General features: G+C 32.0%; 15 protein-coding genes. 8 read left to right on the forward strand and 7 right to left on the reverse strand.

The annotated features are described in order from the left end of the window. Nucleotides 1-92: 92 nt before the first annotated feature. Both V7P59_RS05065 and V7P59_RS05070 read left to right on the forward strand, forming a co-directional pair. The gene (locus tag V7P59_RS05065) at nucleotides 93-1,124 is read left to right on the forward strand and encodes a formimidoylglutamase (RefSeq protein WP_333809070.1); all 1,032 of its coding nucleotides are present in this window, start codon (nucleotides 93-95) and stop codon (nucleotides 1,122-1,124) included. Between the two features lie 71 nt (nucleotides 1,125-1,195). Further along, nucleotides 1,196-2,449, forward strand: a complete 1,254-nt coding sequence (locus tag V7P59_RS05070; RefSeq protein ID WP_333809071.1) for a DEAD/DEAH box helicase — start codon at nucleotides 1,196-1,198, stop codon at nucleotides 2,447-2,449. An 11-nt stretch (nucleotides 2,450-2,460) separates the two neighbouring features. Here V7P59_RS05070 and V7P59_RS05075 read toward each other — a convergent pair whose 3' ends face one another. The 4 genes from V7P59_RS05075 to holA form a co-directional block, all read right to left on the reverse strand. Continuing rightward, on the reverse strand, nucleotides 2,461-4,659 hold the full coding sequence (locus V7P59_RS05075) for an ATP-binding response regulator (RefSeq protein ID WP_333809072.1): 2,199 nt from the start codon (nucleotides 4,657-4,659) through the stop codon (nucleotides 2,461-2,463). 81 nt (nucleotides 4,660-4,740) lie between these two features. After that, entirely contained in the window at nucleotides 4,741-6,432 is a 1,692-nt protein-coding gene (ettA, locus tag V7P59_RS05080; RefSeq protein WP_333809073.1) for an energy-dependent translational throttle protein EttA, read from the reverse strand. A 77-nt stretch (nucleotides 6,433-6,509) separates the two neighbouring features. Continuing rightward, nucleotides 6,510-6,692: a CAL67264 family membrane protein gene (locus tag V7P59_RS05085; RefSeq protein WP_133606598.1), complete on the reverse strand. Its 183-nt coding sequence runs from the start codon at nucleotides 6,690-6,692 to the stop codon at nucleotides 6,510-6,512. A 79-nt stretch (nucleotides 6,693-6,771) separates the two neighbouring features. Continuing rightward, the gene (holA, locus tag V7P59_RS05090; protein ID WP_333809074.1) at nucleotides 6,772-7,776 is read right to left on the reverse strand and encodes a DNA polymerase III subunit delta; all 1,005 of its coding nucleotides are present in this window, start codon (nucleotides 7,774-7,776) and stop codon (nucleotides 6,772-6,774) included. A 62-nt stretch (nucleotides 7,777-7,838) separates the two neighbouring features. Between holA and V7P59_RS05095 the strand changes: the two genes are divergently transcribed. The 3 genes from V7P59_RS05095 to V7P59_RS05105 all read left to right on the forward strand — a co-directional run bounded on the left by V7P59_RS05095 (nucleotide 7,839) and on the right by V7P59_RS05105 (nucleotide 10,273). Then, nucleotides 7,839-8,282 (forward strand): type I restriction enzyme HsdR N-terminal domain-containing protein, encoded by a 444-nt coding sequence (locus tag V7P59_RS05095; protein WP_333809075.1) that lies wholly within the window; start codon nucleotides 7,839-7,841, stop codon nucleotides 8,280-8,282. An 88-nt stretch (nucleotides 8,283-8,370) separates the two neighbouring features. Then, nucleotides 8,371-9,366 (forward strand): glycosyltransferase family 2 protein, encoded by a 996-nt coding sequence (locus V7P59_RS05100; protein ID WP_333809076.1) that lies wholly within the window; start codon nucleotides 8,371-8,373, stop codon nucleotides 9,364-9,366. A gap of 70 nt (nucleotides 9,367-9,436) precedes the next feature. Further along, nucleotides 9,437-10,273: an OmpA/MotB family protein gene (locus tag V7P59_RS05105; RefSeq protein ID WP_333809077.1), complete on the forward strand. Its 837-nt coding sequence runs from the start codon at nucleotides 9,437-9,439 to the stop codon at nucleotides 10,271-10,273. Nucleotides 10,274-10,323: 50 nt separating this feature from the next. On the opposite strand, the gene V7P59_RS05110 is transcribed toward V7P59_RS05105, so the two are convergent. Both V7P59_RS05110 and V7P59_RS05115 read right to left on the reverse strand, forming a co-directional pair. After that, complete coding sequence (locus V7P59_RS05110) at nucleotides 10,324-10,944, reverse strand: L-threonylcarbamoyladenylate synthase (RefSeq protein WP_333809078.1); 621 nt, start codon at nucleotides 10,942-10,944, stop codon at nucleotides 10,324-10,326. Nucleotides 10,945-10,998: 54 nt separating this feature from the next. Then, complete coding sequence (locus V7P59_RS05115; protein ID WP_333809201.1) at nucleotides 10,999-13,326, reverse strand: ATP-dependent helicase; 2,328 nt, start codon at nucleotides 13,324-13,326, stop codon at nucleotides 10,999-11,001. A 307-nt stretch (nucleotides 13,327-13,633) separates the two neighbouring features. Between V7P59_RS05115 and V7P59_RS05120 the strand changes: the two genes are divergently transcribed. Further along, the gene (locus tag V7P59_RS05120) at nucleotides 13,634-14,158 is read left to right on the forward strand and encodes a DUF7935 family protein (protein ID WP_333809079.1); all 525 of its coding nucleotides are present in this window, start codon (nucleotides 13,634-13,636) and stop codon (nucleotides 14,156-14,158) included. 32 nt (nucleotides 14,159-14,190) lie between these two features. Here V7P59_RS05120 and V7P59_RS05125 read toward each other — a convergent pair whose 3' ends face one another. After that, complete coding sequence (locus V7P59_RS05125) at nucleotides 14,191-16,269, reverse strand: M1 family metallopeptidase (protein WP_333809080.1); 2,079 nt, start codon at nucleotides 16,267-16,269, stop codon at nucleotides 14,191-14,193. A gap of 180 nt (nucleotides 16,270-16,449) precedes the next feature. Between V7P59_RS05125 and V7P59_RS05130 the strand changes: the two genes are divergently transcribed. Together V7P59_RS05130 and V7P59_RS05135 are read left to right on the forward strand one after the other, a co-directional pair. Then, a complete protein-coding gene (locus V7P59_RS05130; RefSeq protein WP_333809081.1) occupies nucleotides 16,450-18,990 on the forward strand; it encodes a DUF559 domain-containing protein in 2,541 nt (846 codons plus the stop codon). Nucleotides 18,991-19,152: 162 nt separating this feature from the next. Further along, the gene (locus V7P59_RS05135; protein ID WP_333809082.1) at nucleotides 19,153-20,211 is read left to right on the forward strand and encodes an efflux RND transporter periplasmic adaptor subunit; all 1,059 of its coding nucleotides are present in this window, start codon (nucleotides 19,153-19,155) and stop codon (nucleotides 20,209-20,211) included. The last annotated feature ends 25 nt before the right edge of the window (nucleotides 20,212-20,236 follow it).

A 20,236-nucleotide genomic window follows, 5' to 3' on the forward strand; every position in this document is an offset into this window, starting at 1 on the left:
TAACTCAAAAATACAATTTTTAAAGTATTTTCTAAATTATAAACGAAATTTATTTTAAAATAGTATTTTTGGTTTACAATATTGATTTTTATATGGAAAATATTACACTTTTAAGCCAAAATGAACTAGCCAAAATAACCAATCACAGAAGTGGTGAAGTTAAATTTGGCGAAAAGATAATTACCATCCCAAAAGATGTCGATGTATTAGATTTCATAACCAATAGTGAAGCAAAATTTGTATTGTTTGGAATCCCTGAAGATATTGGTGTGCGAGCAAATCTAGGTCGTCCTGGAGCTGCTACTGCATACGAAAGTGCGCTTCAAAGTTTGGCCAATATTCAACATAATAAGTTTTGTAAAGGAAGTAATCTGATTGTTCTGGGGCAACTCAATGTAACAGAAGAAATGGAAAAAGCGAAAAACTTAGACCTTTCAAGCAAAGAAAACCGGAAAGAACTTTTCAAACTAGTAGAAAAAATTGATATTGAAGTATCGCATATTATTCATCAAATATGTTCAGCAGGAAAAATTCCAATTATTGTGGGTGGCGGACATAATAATGCTTACGGAAACATCAAAGGTTTGGCTCTAGCTAAAGGAAAACCCGTAAATGCTATAAATTTTGACGCTCATACCGATTTTAGAATCTTGGAAGGAAGACATTCTGGAAACGGATTTAGTTACGCTTTTGAAGACGGATTTTTAAAGAAATATTTTGTTTTTGGTTTACACGAAAACTTCGTTTCAAAAAGCGTTTTTAATACTTTGAAAGAACTTACTTCAAGAGTAAAATATGTTACTTATGAAGAAGTTGAAGTAAAACGTGAAAAAATCTTCGAAACCGAATTAGAAAACGCACTTAATTTTATTAAAAACGAGCCGTTTGGAGTAGAATTAGATTTAGATGCAATTCCAAATATTCCTTCAAGCGCTATGACTTTAAGTGGTTTTAGTGTAGATAGAGCTCGTCATTTTACTTACTTTTTCGGAAAACATCAAAATGCTTCTTACTTTCATATTTGCGAAGGAGCGCCTGCACTAGATGATTCAAAAAACAATCATTTAACGGGTAAGTTAATAGCTTCGCTAATCACTGATTTCATGAAAGCAAAAATGGGATAAAACCAATTTGCCTAAAATAACACTATCTTTGTAACCTTATCAAACCTATTTGATGGGAAAATTTACTATTTATGACATTTAACGAATTAAAATTATTCAATAATATACAACAAGCTTTAGAAGAAGAAGGTTATACTAACCCTACTCCTATTCAAGAGCAAGCGATTCCTGAAATATTAGCTGGACAAGATTTAGTAGCTTGCGCGCAAACCGGAACTGGAAAAACAGGTGCTTTTGCAATTCCAATTTTAAACTTAATTCATCGAATTGTAGGTTCGGCAAAAAAAACAAAACATATTCGAACTTTAGTAGTTACGCCAACAAGAGAATTAGCCATTCAAATTGACGAAAGTTTTAAAACTTATGGAAAATATACCAATGTAAAATCTCTTGTGATTTTTGGAGGCGTAAATCAGGTTCCACAAGTAAATGAACTAAAAATGGGTGTTGATGTTTTAATTGCAACTCCAGGTCGTTTTTTAGATTTACACAAACAAGGTTTCATCGATTTGAATCACATGCATCATTTGGTATTAGATGAAGCGGATCAAATGTTGGATATGGGATTTATTAATGATGTTAAGAAAATCATCAAATTAACTCCTGAAAACCGCCAAACATTATTATTCTCTGCAACAATGCCTTTAGCAATTAGAGAATTAGCGGATATTTTCTTAACCAGACCAAAATATATTTCGGTTACACCCATTTCGAGTACGGCTGAAAATGTATCGCAAAAAGTATATTTTGTAAATAAAGACGAAAAACGTTTGTTGTTAAAACAACTTATTTTAGAGGAAAATATTAGTAATGCTTTAGTATTTACAAGAACCAAACACGGAGCAGACAACATTGTAAAAGTGTTGAAAAAAGCAGATATCAAAGCAGAAGCAATTCATGGAGATAAATCGCAAAATGCACGCCAACGTGTTTTAGAGCAATTCAAGAACAAAGAAATTGATATTTTGGTTGCAACCGATATTGCGGCAAGAGGAATTGATATTGAGCAACTTCCGTTTGTAATTAACTTTGATATTCCAAATATTTCAGAAACGTATGTACACCGAATTGGTCGAACAGGTCGTGCTGGAAATTCTGGTTTAGCAATTTCATTCTGTGGAAAAGACGAAAAAACATATTGGCAAGACATCGAAAAATTAATCCGAATGAAAGTCAAAGTAATCACAGATCATCCATATGAATGGAAAAACGAAGTTAAAAATCCAGATGCAAAACCCAATTTAAGAAATAAAAATAAGATGAATCCCAATTCAAAATCAAGAAAATCTGATGCATCTAAGAAAAACAAAAAACGTTGGTACTAAACCAACGTTTTTTATTTATCAACTAATCGTTTAATAGTTTCAAATAATTTATGGCTTTCAAACGGTTTCACAATTACTTCATCTATTTGTGCATCGATGATTTTTTCTTCAATATCTTGTTTATCAAAAGCAGTTACTGCAATAATTGGTGTTTGAATTCCTTTTTGTCTCATTAATTTTGAGGTTTCAAAACCATTGATAATAGGCATATTAATATCCATTAAGATGGCATCAAAATGAGTTTTACTTATTAATTCTAAAGCAGCATAACCATCGTCAACAATATTGCACTTGAAATGATTGTTTTCTAATAATTTTTTAGTCACTACTTGGTTAATTTTATTATCCTCAACTACTAAAATTTTGTATTCTTTTCTTATGGAAAGGTCTACATCAAAATTATTAATTATTGATTTCGCTTTTGTAACATCTGACTCTAATGGTAAAGTAAAAGTGATTGTTGTCCCTTTTCCTTCTTCGCTTTCTAATTGTATAGTTCCATTAAACAATTCGACTAATTTTTTCACTATCGTTAACCCTAAACCTGTTCCTTGATAATCGTCTTCTTTGCGATATACTTGAACAAATTTCTCAAAAACTTTATTTTGATCTTCTTTGGCTATTCCAATTCCGTTGTCTATAACTTGAAACTTCAAATAGCATTTAGTATCAATTTTTTCAATCAAAGTAGCCTTAACATTTACAATACCATTTTCAGTAAACTTAAGTGAGTTACTCATTAAATTAATAAAAATTTGAGATAATCGAATTTTATCTCCTACTAAAACATCTGGTATTGAATTATCAACTTCAATGTGAATTTGGTTATTGTTTTTAATTGCCAAGAAATGGAGTGAATCTTTAATAACAGTTAATTCATCGTAGATATTAAATACCATATCTTCTAGAATTACTTGATTTTCTTCAATTTTATAAACTTTTAAAATATCATTTACTAATGACAATAAATATTTAGCAGAAAATTTTAACGATTTTAAATGCGGACTATTTTTTAATTCTTTGTGTTCTTCTAAAATAATATCGGTTATTCCAACAACTCCATAAAGTGGTGTTCGCAACTCGTGACTGATAGTAGAAATGAATTGTGTTTTTAACTGTGAAGCTTCTTCCGCTTTTTCTTTTGCATCAAGCAAAGCAGCATTAGCTTCTTTTAAATCTTGATTTGCTTTTGCTTTGATTTTATTATTTCTAATTAAAGAAAGTAGCAATAATAGCAAGACAAAAAAGATGATTCCTAACAGAATAACAAATATGCGGTTGGATTCTAATTTTTGTTGTTGTATTTCTTTTTCCTTTTGAATCTGCTCAATTTTTCTATTGATTTCATCTCGTTCTATTCGTAATCCACCGACTTTTACATCGTTTACTCTTTCTTCACTGTAAATTTTATCTTGTAACTCATCATGTTTTAAAAGATAAAAATGAGCTTTTTCGAAATTTTTTATTTTATAATAGAAACTGGAAATATCATGATAAACATCACAAGCATTTGATTTTATTAACTCAATATCGTTTTGTTCGCAATAATGAACCGCTTTTAAGTAATATTCTTCTGCTTTTTTATCGTTATTTAAATGATTATAATATAACCCAAAATTAGAATTTAATGATATTTTGGCCTCAATATCATCCCCTTTATCAATGTAATCTTTAACATCATTAAAATATTGAATACCATTGCTAAAGTCTTCCACCGCAAAATATGCACTACCAATATTCAACTTTGAAAACATAATTTCGTATTCATCATTATGTTTAATTGAATATTTTAAACCTTCTTTATAATGTTTAATTCCTTTAAGAAAATCTATTTTACGATAACAATATACATTCCCTAAGTTATTGTTTAACCAACCTTTAACCGTATCGTTATTAACTTTATTAGCTAAAACTAAACCTTTATTGTAATATTCAATTGCTTGTTTGTAATCGGTAAATTCTTCAAAATTTAACCCAATGATATTGTAGGCTTTTGCGGCTAACAAATCATTATCATTTTCAACAGCAATTACTAGAGCCTTTTGGGCAAAATCGAGTGATTTTTTGGTATCAAGTTTTAGGAAACTTTGTCCCGCTTTTTTTAATAATTCTTTTGCTTCTTTATTTGTAGAATTCGTTGACTGAGCTACTCCTAAAATAGAACTAATACAGAAAAATAAAACAAAATAAAAACGCTTGAAAGTTATCATCTAATGGTTTTAAAAGTTTAATTTTAAGAATTACTAAAGTAAAAAAAAATCCTGACTAAATCAGGATTTTTTAACAAATGTTTATCTAGTAAGCTTTTTGTATTTGATTCGAGTTGGAACTACATCCTTCCCTAAACGTTTTTTCTTATTTTCTTCATATTCCGAGAAACTTCCTTCAAAGAAATATACTTGAGAATCGCCTTCAAAAGCTAAAATGTGTGTACAAACTCGGTCTAAAAACCATCTATCATGCGAAATGATTACCGCACAACCAGCAAAGTTTTCTAAACCTTCCTCTAAAGCACGTAATGTATTAACGTCCAAGTCATTGGTTGGCTCATCTAGCAACAATACGTTTCCTTCTTCTTTTAAAGTCATAGCTAAGTGAAGTCTGTTTCTTTCACCACCTGATAACGTAGCTACTTTTTTGTTTTGATCACTTCCACCAAAGTTAAAACGAGATAAATAGGCTCTCGAATTTACTTGTCTTCCGCCCATCATAATCAATTCTTGACCATCGCAGAAGTTTTCCCAAATCGATTTGTTTACGTCGATATTTGCATGAGTTTGATCTACATAGGCGATTTTAACTGTATCACCAATTGTAAAGGAACCAGCATCTGGAGTTTCTTCTCCCATAATCATTCTGAAAATGGTTGATTTACCAGCACCATTTGGGCCAATAATTCCAACGATTCCCGCTTGAGGTAAAACAAAATTCAAATCATCATATAATAATTTATCGCCAAATGCTTTTGCAACATGTTTAGCTTCAATAACATTTGTACCTAAACGAGGTCCATTTGGAATATAGATTTCTAATTTCTCATCCAATTCTTTTTGGTCTTCGTTCAATAATTTATCGTAATTCTGCAAACGCGCTTTTTGTTTTGTTTGACGTCCTTTTGCTCCTTGACGCACCCAATCCAACTCACGTTCTAATGTTTTTCTACGTTTTGAAGCTACTTTTTCTTCTTGTTCTAAACGTTTTGCTTTTTGATCTAACCAAGAAGAATAATTTCCTTTCCACGGAATACCTTCTCCTCTATCTAGTTCCAAAATCCAACCTGCTACGTTATCTAAGAAATAACGGTCGTGCGTTACTGCAATTACTGTTCCAGCATATTGTTGTAAATGTTGCTCTAACCAAAGTACTGATTCTGCATCCAAGTGGTTAGTTGGCTCATCTAATAGTAATACATCAGGTTGTTGTAATAATAATCGACATAAAGCCACACGGCGTTTTTCTCCACCTGATAATACTGCAATAGGTGTATCCGCTTCTGGTGTGCGGAGTGCATCCATTGCAATTTCTAATTTATTATCAATTTCCCAAGCACCACAAGCATCAATTCTATCTTGTAATTCTGCTTGACGATCCATTAGTTTTTGCATTTTATCTGCATCTTCATAAACTTCTGGCAAACCAAAATCGTCATTTATTTTATTAAATTCTTCCAATAAAGCGAAGATTTCTGCAGCTCCTTCACGAACTACTTCAATTACCGTTTTAGTTTCGTCTAATTTTGGTTCTTGCTCTAAATAACCCACAGTATATCCTGGAGCAAAAACAACATCACCTTGGTAATTTTTATCAACGCCAGCAATAATCTTTAATAAAGAAGATTTTCCTGAGCCGTTTAAACCTAAAATACCAATTTTAGCTCCGTAAAAGAAACTCAAATAGATGTTTTTTAGAACTTGTTTATCACTTCCTTGGTAAGCTTTGCTTACTTTTTGCATGGAGAAAATGACTTTCTTATCGTCTGACATATTAAAATTATGAATTAAGAATTTTGAAAAAACTGAATACTTATTACTATTCCCGAAATTTTGGGATGTATACTAACCTACACTCTACCTTTCAAGGCATTAAAAACCCAAGCAATGGCAAAAAAACCAACTCCAACAGCTGCAAATCCCCATCCAGCAACATCTGCATAACGATAAATCCCCAAGCCTATTAATAATAATCCCATTAAAATCATAATGAAAGTTGCCCAAGCCAAAATTGTATTTTTATTCATTCCCATTTTGTTTGTAATTAAATTTATGTTGAAATTTTAGGGGTTGCAAATATAAGAAATATTAGATTCTATCTTTTAACCGTATCTAATTAAAAATTTTAATCAACATTTCTTTCAATAAATCATGTTGTGATACAGAAGCTGCACCAACGCCTTTACTTTTTACATCAATATCACGTAAAGCAGCAACAATAGCACTTACTTTTTTCATAGGGTAATTTCGGAAGGCTACTTCATAATCTTTGATAAAATAAGGACTAACTTTTAAAACTTTAGCCGCATTGAATTGCGATTTATCTTTTAATCCGTGATATTGCAACAATTGTGAAAAGAAACCAAACACTAATCCAGTAGTAACTACCAACGGATTATCCTTAGGGTTTTGGGAAAAATGATCTATGATTTTGTAGGCTTTCAATTGATCTTTTTCGCCTAATGCTTTTCGCAATTCAAAGTTGTTGTAATCTTTACTAAAACCAATATTTTCCTCAATATCTTTTGGTGTAAACGTATGTCCTTTTGGTAAAATGATCTTTAATTTTTCTAATTCATTGTTGATTTTGGATAAATCAGTTCCTAAAAATTCTACTAGAATTGCAGCTGCTTTAGGTTCGATATTGTAACCTTGTCCTGATAAAACACGCTTAATCCAATCCCCAACTTGATTTTCGTACAACTTCTTACTTTCATAAATTACACCCGTTTTATCTAAAACTTTGGTTATTTTTTTGCGTTTATCCAATGTTTTATATTTATAAGCAAAAACTAAAACTGTAGTCGATTGCGGATTTTCGGCATAAGCTTCTAATTTATCAATAGTTCTTGATAATTCTTGAGCTTCTCTAACTACCACAACTTGTCGGTCAGCCATCATAGGAAAACGTTTAGCAGTTCCAATTACATCTTCCATAGAAACATCCCTACCATATAAAATAGTTTGATTAAAATCGCGTTCATGTTCTTGCAACACATTTTGCTCAATAAATTCGGTCAATTTATCAATATAATACGGCTCTTCTCCCATGAAAAAATAAATGGGTTTGATGTTTCCGGCTTTTATATCTTTTGTAATTTGAATTACTTCATCCATAATTTAGTATTCAGTGTTCAGTAAAAAGTTGGCAGTTTGTAATATTTAACTAATTTTGAACTATGCAAAATCTGAATTTTCCAACGTATTCCTTTCGGTTCAAAAATAGTGAAAATAAAGTGTCTATTTTTGATGAAATTAGAAAAAAATTTATTCTTCTTACACCAGAGGAATGGGTGCGTCAACACGTAGTTCAATTTTTGTTACAAGATAAAAAGTATCCGAAATCGTATATTAGTGTTGAGAAATTAATCAAGATTAACGATTTAAGTAAACGATATGATGGTGTTGTTTTTCAACCCAATGGCGAAATATTTTTACTAATCGAATGCAAAGCACCAGAAGTTTCCATTTCCCAACAAACTTTTGACCAAATTGCGCGTTATAATTTAGTTTTGAAAGCGAAATATTTAATGGTTACAAACGGACTAAATCATTATTTTTGCCAAATGGATTTTGAGAATGAAAAATATGTTTTCTTGAAAGAACTTCCTGAATATAAATGATGGAAGCTGGAAGCTGGATGATTATATTTATTTGAAACTCCAAGCAACTTGAAACTTGAAACAAAATAAACCTGAAACAAAAAATCACTTGAAAAAAATAGCTGTAGTCATATTAAATTGGAACGGAGCCAAATTGTTAGAACAGTTTTTGCCTTCGGTAATTGCATTTTCTGATGAAGCTACTATTTATGTAGCCGATAATGCTTCAACTGATGTTTCAATTGAAGTGATTCAAAATCAATTCCCTTCAATAAAAATCATTCAAAACACAGGGAATTTTGGATTTGCTAAAGGTTACAATGAAGCGTTGAAGTTTGTTGAAGAAGAATATTATGCTTTAGTAAATTCGGATATTGAAGTGACTGAAAATTGGCTTGCTCCTATTTTAAATATTTTTGAAACCGAACCTGAAACTGCAATTATTCAACCCAAATTATTAGATTTCAAAAAGAAAACCCATTTTGAATATGCTGGAGGCGCTGGTGGTTTCATTGATAAATTTGGTTATCCGTTTTGTCGTGGACGAATTTTCGATACCGTTGAAGAAGACTTAAATCAATATGATGATGAGATCGAAATTTTTTGGGCAACAGGAGCATGCTTCTTTATTCGAAAAGAAGTATATCGCAAATTAAACGGTTTTGATGATGATTTTTTTGCTCATCAAGAAGAAATTGATTTGTGTTGGAGAGCATTCAACTTAGGCTATAAAGCAAAATACACCTCAAAATCGATCGTTTATCACGTGGGTGGGGCAACATTAAACGAAGGAAATCCTAGAAAGACTTTTCTGAATTTCAGAAATTCCCTTCTAATGTTAACTAAAAATTTGCCAAAAAATCAATTATTTCAAATTGTTTTTATGCGATTATGCTTGGATGGTTTAGCAGGAATTCAATTTATTTTGAAAGGAAAATTCAAACATTGTGTTGCCATTATTAAAGCTCATTTTGCTTTTTATGGTGTTGCATATCAATTTTATAAGAAAAGAAATGCGATTCAGAAATCGAATTATTACAAAATAAATAGTACAGTTTATCATTACTTCATCAAGAATGGCAAGGTTTTTGAGAAGTTGTTTTAACAATAGTTTAGGTTTAAAAAAGCTATTTTTTAACAATTTCTATTTAATTTTGTAAAAAATTCAAACCATTATGAAAAGAGTATTTTTAGTTGCCACGTTAGCCGCATTAACTTTCACTTCTTGTGGCTCGAAAAAGAAAATCGCTGCCTTAGAAGCCAAAAACAAAGAAATTCAAGATTTATTGAATACAGCAACAGTTAAGCTAAACACTTGTTTAACTGAAAAAGAAGCCTTAGCCAGTCAGGTTGATTTCCTTAAGAAAAACAACACGGATTTAATCAATAACATGGGTAATTTAACTACTTTAACTACTAAAGGAGCTGAAAATCTTGAAAAATCATTAGAAAGTTTAAAAGAGAAAGATTTAAAAATCACACGTTTACAAGATGCTTTAACTAAAAAAGACAGTGTAACTTTAGCTTTAGTTACAAGTTTAAAACGTGAAGTAGGAATCGATGATCCAGACATTAATATCAATGTGGAAAAAGGTGTGGTTATGATTTCAATAGCTGATAACTTACTTTTCAAATCTGGAAGTTACGAAGTTAGCGATAGAGCAAAAGGTGTTTTAGCGAAAGTGGCTAAAGTAATCAACAGCAAACCAGATTTTGAATGTATGGTAGAAGGTCATACTGATAATGTGCCTATCAAAAATGCCGTTTTATTAGACAACTGGGATTTATCAGTAAAAAGAGCAACTTCCATCGTAAGAGTTTTACAAAAAGACTTAGGAGTAAATCCAAAACAATTGATTCCAGCGGGTAGAAGTTCTTATATTCCTTTAGTGGATAACGATTCTCCAGCAAACCGTTCAAAAAATAGAAGAACTCGTATTATCATTATGCCAAAAATTGACCAATTCTACGATATGTTAGAAAAGGAAATGAAAAACTTAAGTGGTAAATAATAATCAACATAATCATAAAAAAAACGCTTTCAATAGAAAGCGTTTTTTATTTATAATACATCCAAACTTCCTTTTCCTTCACGAATAACTTCAGGTTCATAGCCTGTTAAATCAATAATAGTGGAAGCCACATTGTCTCCATAACCACCATCAATAACCAAATCAACTTTATTTTGCCATTTTTCAAAAATCAATTCTGGATCAGTTGAATATTCGATTACCTCATCTTCATCGTGAATAGATGTTGAAACAATTGGATTTCCAAGTAGTTTTACAATTTCACGAGCAATGTTATTATCTGGAACACGAATACCAACTGTTTTCTTTTTTCTGAATTCTTTTGGTAAATCGTTATTTCCCGGTAAAATAAACGTGTAAGGTCCAGGTAAAGCACGTTTTAAGATTTTAAATGTAGAAGTATCAATTTGTTTCACATAATCAGAAAGATTACTCAAATCCGAACAAACGAATGAAAAATTGGCTTTTTCTAACTTAATTCCTTTGATTTTAGCAATTTTCTCAAGGGCACGAGAATTGGTAATATCACAACCTAAACCGTAAACTGTATCCGTTGGATAAATAACTAAACCTCCATTTTTTAAAACCTCAACCACTTTTTTAATAGCAGCTTCGCTGGGTTTATCTTCGTATATTTTTATAATTTCTGACATAATATTCTTTAATGTTGTTTCAAGTTTCAAGTTAATCTAAAAACTTAAAAACGTTTACCCAATCACCTCCAACTTCGCAAATCTCAGTAACAACTTCTTTAATCCTCCAACATCAAAGCGAATCTCAGCTTTTTTATCGGCTCCAATTCCTTCTATGTTTACGATTTGTCCTTTTCCAAAGCGCTCGTGCATTACGATATTTCCAACAGTTAAATTGGCATCAACCGAATTAGATCCTCCTGAATTACTTGAAACAGGTTTCAAACGTCTAATATTTGCCGTTGGACTTGGTTGATCTTGCGTTAAATAAGCTGGTGGTGTTCCTGCTTTTGGTTTAGCTAATCGTAGTTTCGATTTATCAATATCTCCAAAAACATCGACATCCATTAAAGGTTTGTAACGATAACCCGTATCTACCGGATTTAAATATTCCAGATATTGGTCATCAATTTCTTCAATAAAACGCGATGGTTCACTATCCACTAATTTTCCCCAACGGTAACGCGATTGCGCATAGGTTAAATACGCTTGATGTTCGGCTCTTGTTAAAGCTACGTAAAACAAACGACGTTCTTCTTCTAATTCGCTTCGAGTATTCAAACTCATTGCACTTGGAAATAAATCTTCTTCTAATCCTACAATAAACACATGCGGAAATTCTAATCCTTTTGCTAGGTGGATTGTCATTAGCGCTACTCTATCGTCATCTCCGGTATCTTTATCTAAATCGGTAGCCAAAGCAACATCTTCTAAAAATTCGGCAAGCGAACCTCTAGCACCATCGACCTCTTTTTGACCTTCGGTAAAGTCTTTTATACCGTTTAATAATTCTTCTATATTTTCAATACGAGCAATTCCTTCTGGCGTTCCGTCTTTCTTTAATTCTTGAACTAAACCTGTTTTCTTCGTAATATGATCGGTTAAATAAAACGCATCCTGATTTTCATTAATAACCTGAAAACTTTTAATCATGGTAACGAAATCATTCAACTTGGCTTTTGTACCCGAATTCAGTTTCAAATCAATCTTATCGATGTGTTCCATTACTTCAAAAATAGAACGCTTGTAATGATTAGCCGCTACCGTTAATTTCTCTACTGTAGAATCTCCAATACCTCTGGCAGGATAATTGATAACTCGTACCAAAGCTTCTTCATCTTTTGGATTAATTACCAAACGTAAATAAGCCAAAACATCTTTGATCTCCTTGCGTTGATAAAACGATAATCCTCCGTAAATTCGGTAAGGAATATCGCGTTTACGCAAAGCGTCTTCCATAGCACGAGATTGCGCATTAGTTCGATACAAAATAGCAAACTGACCATTGTGCATTTGGTTTTGCATCTTTTGTTCGAAAATAGTGGAAGCTACAAAACGTCCTTCTTCACCATCGGTCAAACTACGGTGGACTTTAATCTTAGGTCCGTGCTCATTGGCGGTCCAAACCACCTTATCTAATTTGGTTTTATTTTTATCGATTACATTATTAGCTGCTTCTACAATGTTGCGGCTAGAGCGATAATTTTGCTCCAAACGATACATTTGTACATTGTCGTAATCTTTCTGGAAATTTAAAATATTGTTGATGTTTGCTCCTCGGAAGGCATAAATACTTTGCGCATCATCTCCTACCACACAGATATTTTGGAATCTATCCGATAACGCACGAACTATCAAATACTGCGAATGATTCGTATCTTGATACTCATCCACCAAAATATATCGAAATCTATCTTGATATTTCGCTAATACATCAGGAAAACGATTCAATAATTCGTTGGTTTTCAATAGTAAATCATCAAAATCCATCGCACCCGATTTAAAACAACGCTCAACATATTGTTGATAAATTTCCCCCATACGCGGTTTTTTACTCATCGCATCGGCTTCTTGTAATTCGGGATTATTGAAATACGCTTTTACGGTAATTAATGAGTTTTTGTATGATGAAATTCTACCTAAAATTTGCTTTGGTTTGTAAATGTCTTTATCCAATTGCATTTCTTTGATAATAGCACCTATCAATCGCACCGAGTCTTGCGTGTCGTAAATAGTAAAGTTAGAAGGATAACCTAGTTTTTCTGCTTCAATACGTAAAATCTTAGCAAAAACAGAGTGGAAAGTTCCCATCCAAAGATTTTTAGCTTCATTATTTCCAACGATATCAGCAATACGCTTTTTCATTTCACGTGCAGCCTTATTGGTAAACGTTAACGCCAAAATATTAAATGCATCAACACCTTGACTCATCAAGTTAGCAATACGAACTGTTAGTACACGGGTTTTTCCAGAACCTGCACCAGCAATCACAATCATAGGTCCGTCTTTTTGTAAAACCGGAAGTTGTTGTGCTTCATTCAATTGACTAATATATCGCTGCATTTCATTCATAGGATTCGATAACTTTTAACTAATTTACAAAAATACACTTTGGTAAGTGTTTTTACAAGTTTTTATTTTGTGGTTCAAGAGAAATAAATATTTAAACACATAGACACAATAGATTTACTTTGTGTGGATTTTAGTCGTTTTACTTAACATAGATAACATAGAAAAATTGAGCAACTCCTTTTTGAATTTAAGATTTGATTTTAACCATTTCTTTAATTTCTCAAATCTGTGTTTCTAAACCTATTTGAATTTTAATAATTTTAATCTTAATTTGCGACATATTTAAATCTATTAAAAAATGACCATCGAAGATAAATTATTAGAAATTGCAGCTTACACTTTACCTGCTTTTATTACAGGCGGTGTAGCTTTTGTAATGATGCAAAAATTCTACAACAGTGAAGAAAGCAAGCGTAAATTTGAATTGTTAAGAGAAAATCAAAAACAAGCCTTACCAATTCGTTTGCAAGCGTATGAGCGTATGGTTTTATTTTTAGAGCGAATTAATCCATCGCAATTGTTACTTCGTGTGGCACCTATTGGTCAATCAAAAGACGATTATGCTACGTTATTGGTGCATCACATTCAAACCGAATACGAACACAATTTAACCCAACAAATTTATTTGACTGCAGAAACTTGGGATATCGTTTTGAAAGCAAAAAACAGTACGGTTCAAATTATTCGTAAAAATGCGGCAAGAGAAGATATTACTAATGCTGATAAATTGAGAGAAGCTGTAATGTTAGAAATGACAGAAACCGAAGCTCCAAGTACTATTGCTATTAGTTATTTGAAAGAAGAATTGAAAAGAGTATTTTAAATACAAATCCCGAGTTACAACTCGGGATTTTTTTATTTCTCATTTAAAAATTTCAAGTACAACTCCTTCATAGTTTCATCCGAAGTTGTCGCTAATTTTTCAACTATTGTTCTGTATTCTTGATTTTTGAGTAATCTTCTAACATTATCTCTTCCAAACTTGGTAAACTGCCATTTATGATGCACCGTTGCTTTGAAAAGTAATTCAATTATTTTTTCATCATTTGGGTTTAGTTGTAATAGTAACTCTAAAGCGTTTTGTCTTACTGAACTCTCATAATTTTCAGATGCGAATTCTAATAATTGATTGTATGAACTAACTTTCACTTGTTCTGGCAGTTTTTCCGTATTCATCGCTAAAGCTAGCCAAGTCAAGCGGAAACTTTTATCATTATTTCCAAAGATTTCTTTGGTTTGTTCTAAATAACGCAAACGGTCATCTGGAAAGTTTTTCCATAGATTGGTTAATGCTGTTTCTTTAGTTTGATACGAATTGTCATTCAACAACGTTTCATATTGCAATTTAAAAGCTTCTGGAATTACAGGTGTTGATTCTGCAACGGCTCTTCGAACTAAAATATCATTTGTGGCTAAAGCAGTTTCTAAAATTACTTTTCGTTCTTCGAAAGGAACGTTTTTTGTTTGATAAACAATATATTGTTTAATTGGGTAGTAGGCATCTGATTTTAAAATTTCTGTTAATTCACCCAATGATTTTTTACTTTTCTTCAAAGCAAAATAGTCTTGAATGAATTTATTTTTAGAAAGATATTTTTGAGCTATTTCCATTTCAAATCCTGGCTTTTCTAGCCAAACCTTTTTGAAATTCTCCACATCATAACCCGAAACCTGTTTTATAATTTTCAAAAAATCATCGGTATTAACGTTTTTGTATTGGTATTTCTTCAAATACTTTTTAACCGCTTTTTGAAAATTCTTTGCTCCAATATCTTCACGCATCACATGTAATGCCCAAGCCCCTTTTTTATAAAATGATAAAGAACTCGCCTTTTCATTCATTACAGGAATGGTATCTGTTTTAGAAGCGCGTTTTAATTGTTCTGCGTAATCGTTTAATTCTTCGTAGAAATAATCATCGCCAAACAAATGACGTTCTGCCAATAAAGCATAATAAGTAGCAAACCCTTCTTGCAACCAATGATGTTTTCCTGATTGTGCCGTAATTAAATCGCCAAACCATTGATGTGCTAATTCATGAGCGTTGACATTTACATAATTTCTATCGTTAAAACCTATTTCATCAACTACAAAATCTTGAGCAAAAATCGTAGAAGTAGTATTCTCCATTCCCGCATACAAAAAATCACGAACGGGAACTTGACGGTAAATGCCCCAAGGATACTTCACTCCTATTTCTTGCTCCAAATAATCAAACATTTCTTTAGAATAACGATACGTTGGTTCAAATTTTGAAACATCGTTTTTATCCAAATAAAATTCTAATGGCGTTTCTGATTTAGTTTTTGTAGTTTGTTTTTCAAAATTTCCAATGGCTAGCATTACCAGGTAAGAAGACATCGGTTTTTGCATTTGATAATGTACTAATTTTTCAGTACCATGTCCATCAAATGCAATATGATATGTATTAGAAAAAAAGCCTTCTAATCCATTAGAAACAATGACTCTATTTTTTCTAAAAATTACTGACAAATTAAAAATTACCTTTTCGTTTACATCATCAAAACTTGGTAACCAATGACTCGTGTAACGTCCTTGACCTTGTGTCCAAATTTGTAAATTCTCATCTTGACCCGTAAAATAAAGCGTTTGCTTTGGTTTTGCAGAATAACTGAAAGTCAGTTTGTTTTTTCCTTTTTTAAAACCTTCAAACAAATCCAATGTTTTTCCTGAATTTTTGAATTTTACTGATTTACCATTAATGACTACTTCAGAAAACTCCATGTTTTTAGCATCAATCTTTATGGTATCGATTACTTTCTTTACTTTAAACTCATAAGTAATAGTTCCTGAAATTGATTTTTCAAAATGATTTGGGGCAACCAAAGCATCACATTTTATAAAATCAACTTTATCAATTTGTTGAGCAAAAGATACATTTATAAAAAACAAGGCTAAAAGGATACGAAACATCTTAAATAGATTTTAATAAAGTACGAATATAAACATTTTCAAATTCTCTCTTTTTTAAATTAACAAATTATAAACTATCTTCGCTTTTGCATTTGGAACACAGATTGAAGTAATTGGATAAATTTTTAAAATTTCTTGAATCGGTGTTTCAAAAATTGAATTTTGAACTTGTAATTGCACTTGAATTTGAATTTACTCGAAACTCCCATAGAATATCTCAAAGGCGTTGGTCCGCAGCGTGGCGATTTATTGCGCAAGGAGTTGGGTATTCATAAATATGCAGATTTACTGAATCTATTTCCCAATCGTTACATCGATAGAACGCGTTATTACAAGATAAACGAACTACAAAACAGTAATTCCGAGGTTCAAATTGTTGGAAAAATAATCAATATCAAAACGGTTGAACAAGGAAAAGGAAAATCGAGATTAGTAGCCACTTTTGTTGATGAAAATGGTCAAATGGAATTAGTTTGGTTTCAAGGGCAAAAATGGATTCGAGAAAGTCTAAAAATTAATGTTCCTTATGTGATTTTTGGAAAAGTAACGCAATTTGGTGCTACTTACAACATGGCACATCCTGAAATGGAATTGTTAGAAGAACACAAAGCCAGTCTGCGTTCGGCAATGCAACCGGTTTATCCAAGTACTGAAAAATTAGCCAACAAAGGAATTTCAAACAAAGTCATCAATAAAATGGTGCAACAATTGTTTGTGGAAACACAAGCTTTATTTTCAGAAAACTTACCTAGTTATCTTTTAGATGAATTAAAATTAATTCCAAAAAATACAGCTTTATTCAATATTCACTTTCCGAAAAGTCAAGATTTATTAGCAAAAGCGCAATTCCGATTAAAGTTTGAAGAGTTGTTTTTCATCCAATTGCAATTGATAACAAAAAATCTCATTCGCAAGCACAAAATCAAAGGAATGCCTTTTGAAAAAGTGGGTGAAAACTTCAATAATTTCTATAAAAATCACTTGCCTTTCGATTTAACCAATGCACAAAAACGCGTATTAAAGGAAATCCGAAACGACTTAGGAAGCAACGCCCAAATGAATCGTTTACTCCAAGGCGACGTAGGTTCAGGTAAAACTATTGTGGCTTTAATGTGTATGCTCTTGGCAAAAGATAATGGTTTTCAAAGTTGCTTAATGGCGCCAACCGAAATTTTAGCCAATCAACATTTTAACGGAATTACTGAATTAGCAAAAGAACTGAATATCAATATAAAAATATTAACTGGTTCAACTAAAACTTCAGATAGAAAAATCATCCACGAAGAACTTGAAAATGGAAGTTTAGATATTTTAATTGGAACTCATGCTTTGTTAGAAGACAAGGTTCAATTTCATAATTTAGGCCTAGCGATTATTGATGAGCAACACAGATTTGGTGTGGAACAACGTTCTAAACTGTGGGGAAAAGCCTCCCCTAACCCCTCCAAAAGAGGGGAAACGGAACGTGTAATACAGAAATACCAAACAGCACGTCCTTCAACCTATGCGCTTTTAAAAGACCTTAAAAAGGAAAATAAAAAAAATAGCACCCAAGCAGAAATTGTTCTTTGGGAATGTTTAAGAAATAAAAATCTAAAGTATAAATTTAGAAGACAACATGTTATAGATATTTTTATTGCGGACTTTATTTGTTTAGAAAAAAATCTAATAATTGAAGTTGACGGTGGTTATCACAATACTTTAGAACAAAGAGAAGCCGACGAATTACGTACTCAAATACTAAATGAAATTGGTTTTAAAGTAATTCGTTTTACTAATGAAGAAGTAATTAATAATACTGAAAATACACTAAAAAAAATAACCACAATCTTGGAAAGCCTCCCTTCTGGGGAGGTTGGTGGGGCAATTCCACCTCACGTTCTCGTTATGACCGCTACTCCTATTCCTAGAACATTAGCGATGAGTTTGTATGGTGACTTGGATATTTCAGTAATTGATGAATTGCCACCAGGAAGAAAACCGATTCAAACCGTTCATCGTTACGATTCGAACCGATTGAAAGTTTGGAAATTCTTGAAAGATGAAATTGCTAAAGGTCGTCAAGTGTATATCGTGTATCCGTTAATTCAAGAATCAGAAAAAATGGATTATAAGGATTTGATGGATGGTTATGAAAGCATTTCTAGAGATTTCCCATTACCTCAATATTCTATCTCCATCGTTCACGGGAAAATGAAACCCGCCGATAAAGATGAAGAAATGCGTCGTTTTGCGGAAGGAAAAACCAACATCATGGTAGCTACAACTGTGATTGAAGTTGGTGTGAATGTTCCAAACGCTTCTGTAATGGTTATTGAAAGTGCAGAACGTTTTGGTTTATCACAATTGCATCAGTTACGTGGTCGTGTTGGTCGTGGCGCTGAACAAAGTTATTGTATCTTAATGACAGGACATAAACTCAGTAACGATAGCAAAATCCGAATGGAAACGATGGTTCGTACTAATGATGGTTTCGAAATTTCGGAAGTCGATTTAAAATTACGTGGCCCTGGTGACATAATGGGTAAGCAACAAAGTGGTGTATTAAATCTTCAAATTGCCGATTTAGTAAAAGACAAAGACATTTTACAATTAGCAAGACATCACGCAATAAAACTTTTAAAAGATGATGCACCGATGGAAAAACCTGAACACACAAAACTGCGTGAAGTTTTTATCGAATTAAGCAAAAAGAAAACGATTTGGAACTATATTAGTTAGTTCTTTTTTAAAACCTTTCCCCTTTTAAACTTTTAAACAACTAAACTTTTAAACTTTTCAAACATTTGTATCTACAACTGTGTTAAATAAATGGTAAGTTTTTAGATAAATTATTCTGTAAGACTTAGCTTTGTAGTAAAATCTTAGTTTAGCTTTATTAAAATGAAAATAAAAACGATAAGCATCACGCTAATTACCTTAACACTTGTTGGTTTAATTGGATATCGAATTACAAAAAATAGCGAAGAATCTCAAAAAAGTGGTAGTAAAGGAGACAAAAAACCGCCAATGATGGTGGATGCTATTGTAGTTTCGGAAACTAATTTTGCAAATACTATTTCACTTTCTGGTTCTATAGAAGCCAATGAAAGCATAGAGATAAGAAGCGAAGTTTCGGGAATTGTAGAAAAAATTTATTTTACAGAAGGAACAAATGTTAGTAAAGGTCAGGTTTTATTAAAAGTAAATGATATTGAACTTCGCGCCCAATTATCACAAGCCACAACAAAACAAGGACTTGCAGCTGAGAATGAAAGAAGAGCTAAACTATTATTACAAAAAGAAGCCATCTCTCAAGAAGAATTTGATATTGCTAGTGCAGAATACAGAAGTTTAAAAGCGCAAACGCAATTGATTCAAGCACAAATTGCAAAAACAACTATTCGGGCTCCATTTTCTGGAAAAATTGGTTTACGTAACATTTCTCCGGGAACGTATGTAACTCCATCTACGCTGATTACCAAATTAGTAAGCTCAAGTCAAGTAAAAATTAGTTTCTCAATTCCTGAAAAATATGCTTCAGAAGTTGAAAACAATACTTCTATTCAGTTTACGATTCCAAATAATCCTGAAAAGTTTACTGCTAAAATTTATGCCATTGAGCCTGAAATCGAAACTTCCACTCGAACTTTAAAAATCAGAGCTATTGCTGAAAATTCTAATGGAAAATTAATAGCCGGAACATTTGCTACTGTAGAACTTCCTTTAAAAAATATCAAAGGAGCTATTGAAATTCCTTCGGAAGCAGTTGTTCCTATTCAAAATGGAAAAGTGGTTTATATTGCCAACAACGGAAAAGCAAAAGAAGTAAAAATCGAAACTGTTGCCCGAACAGATAAAAATGTAATCGTTACACAAGGTGTAAAATCAGGGGATACAATTTTAACTTCAGGAGTTATGGCTTTAAAAGACGAAGCTGATATAAAAGTAAAAGTAAAATAAGCTTTTCTAAATTCTAATTTCAAAC

The sequence above is a fragment of the Flavobacterium sp. genome, assembly GCF_036782315.1.
Lineage (GTDB): Bacteria > Bacteroidota > Bacteroidia > Flavobacteriales > Flavobacteriaceae > Flavobacterium.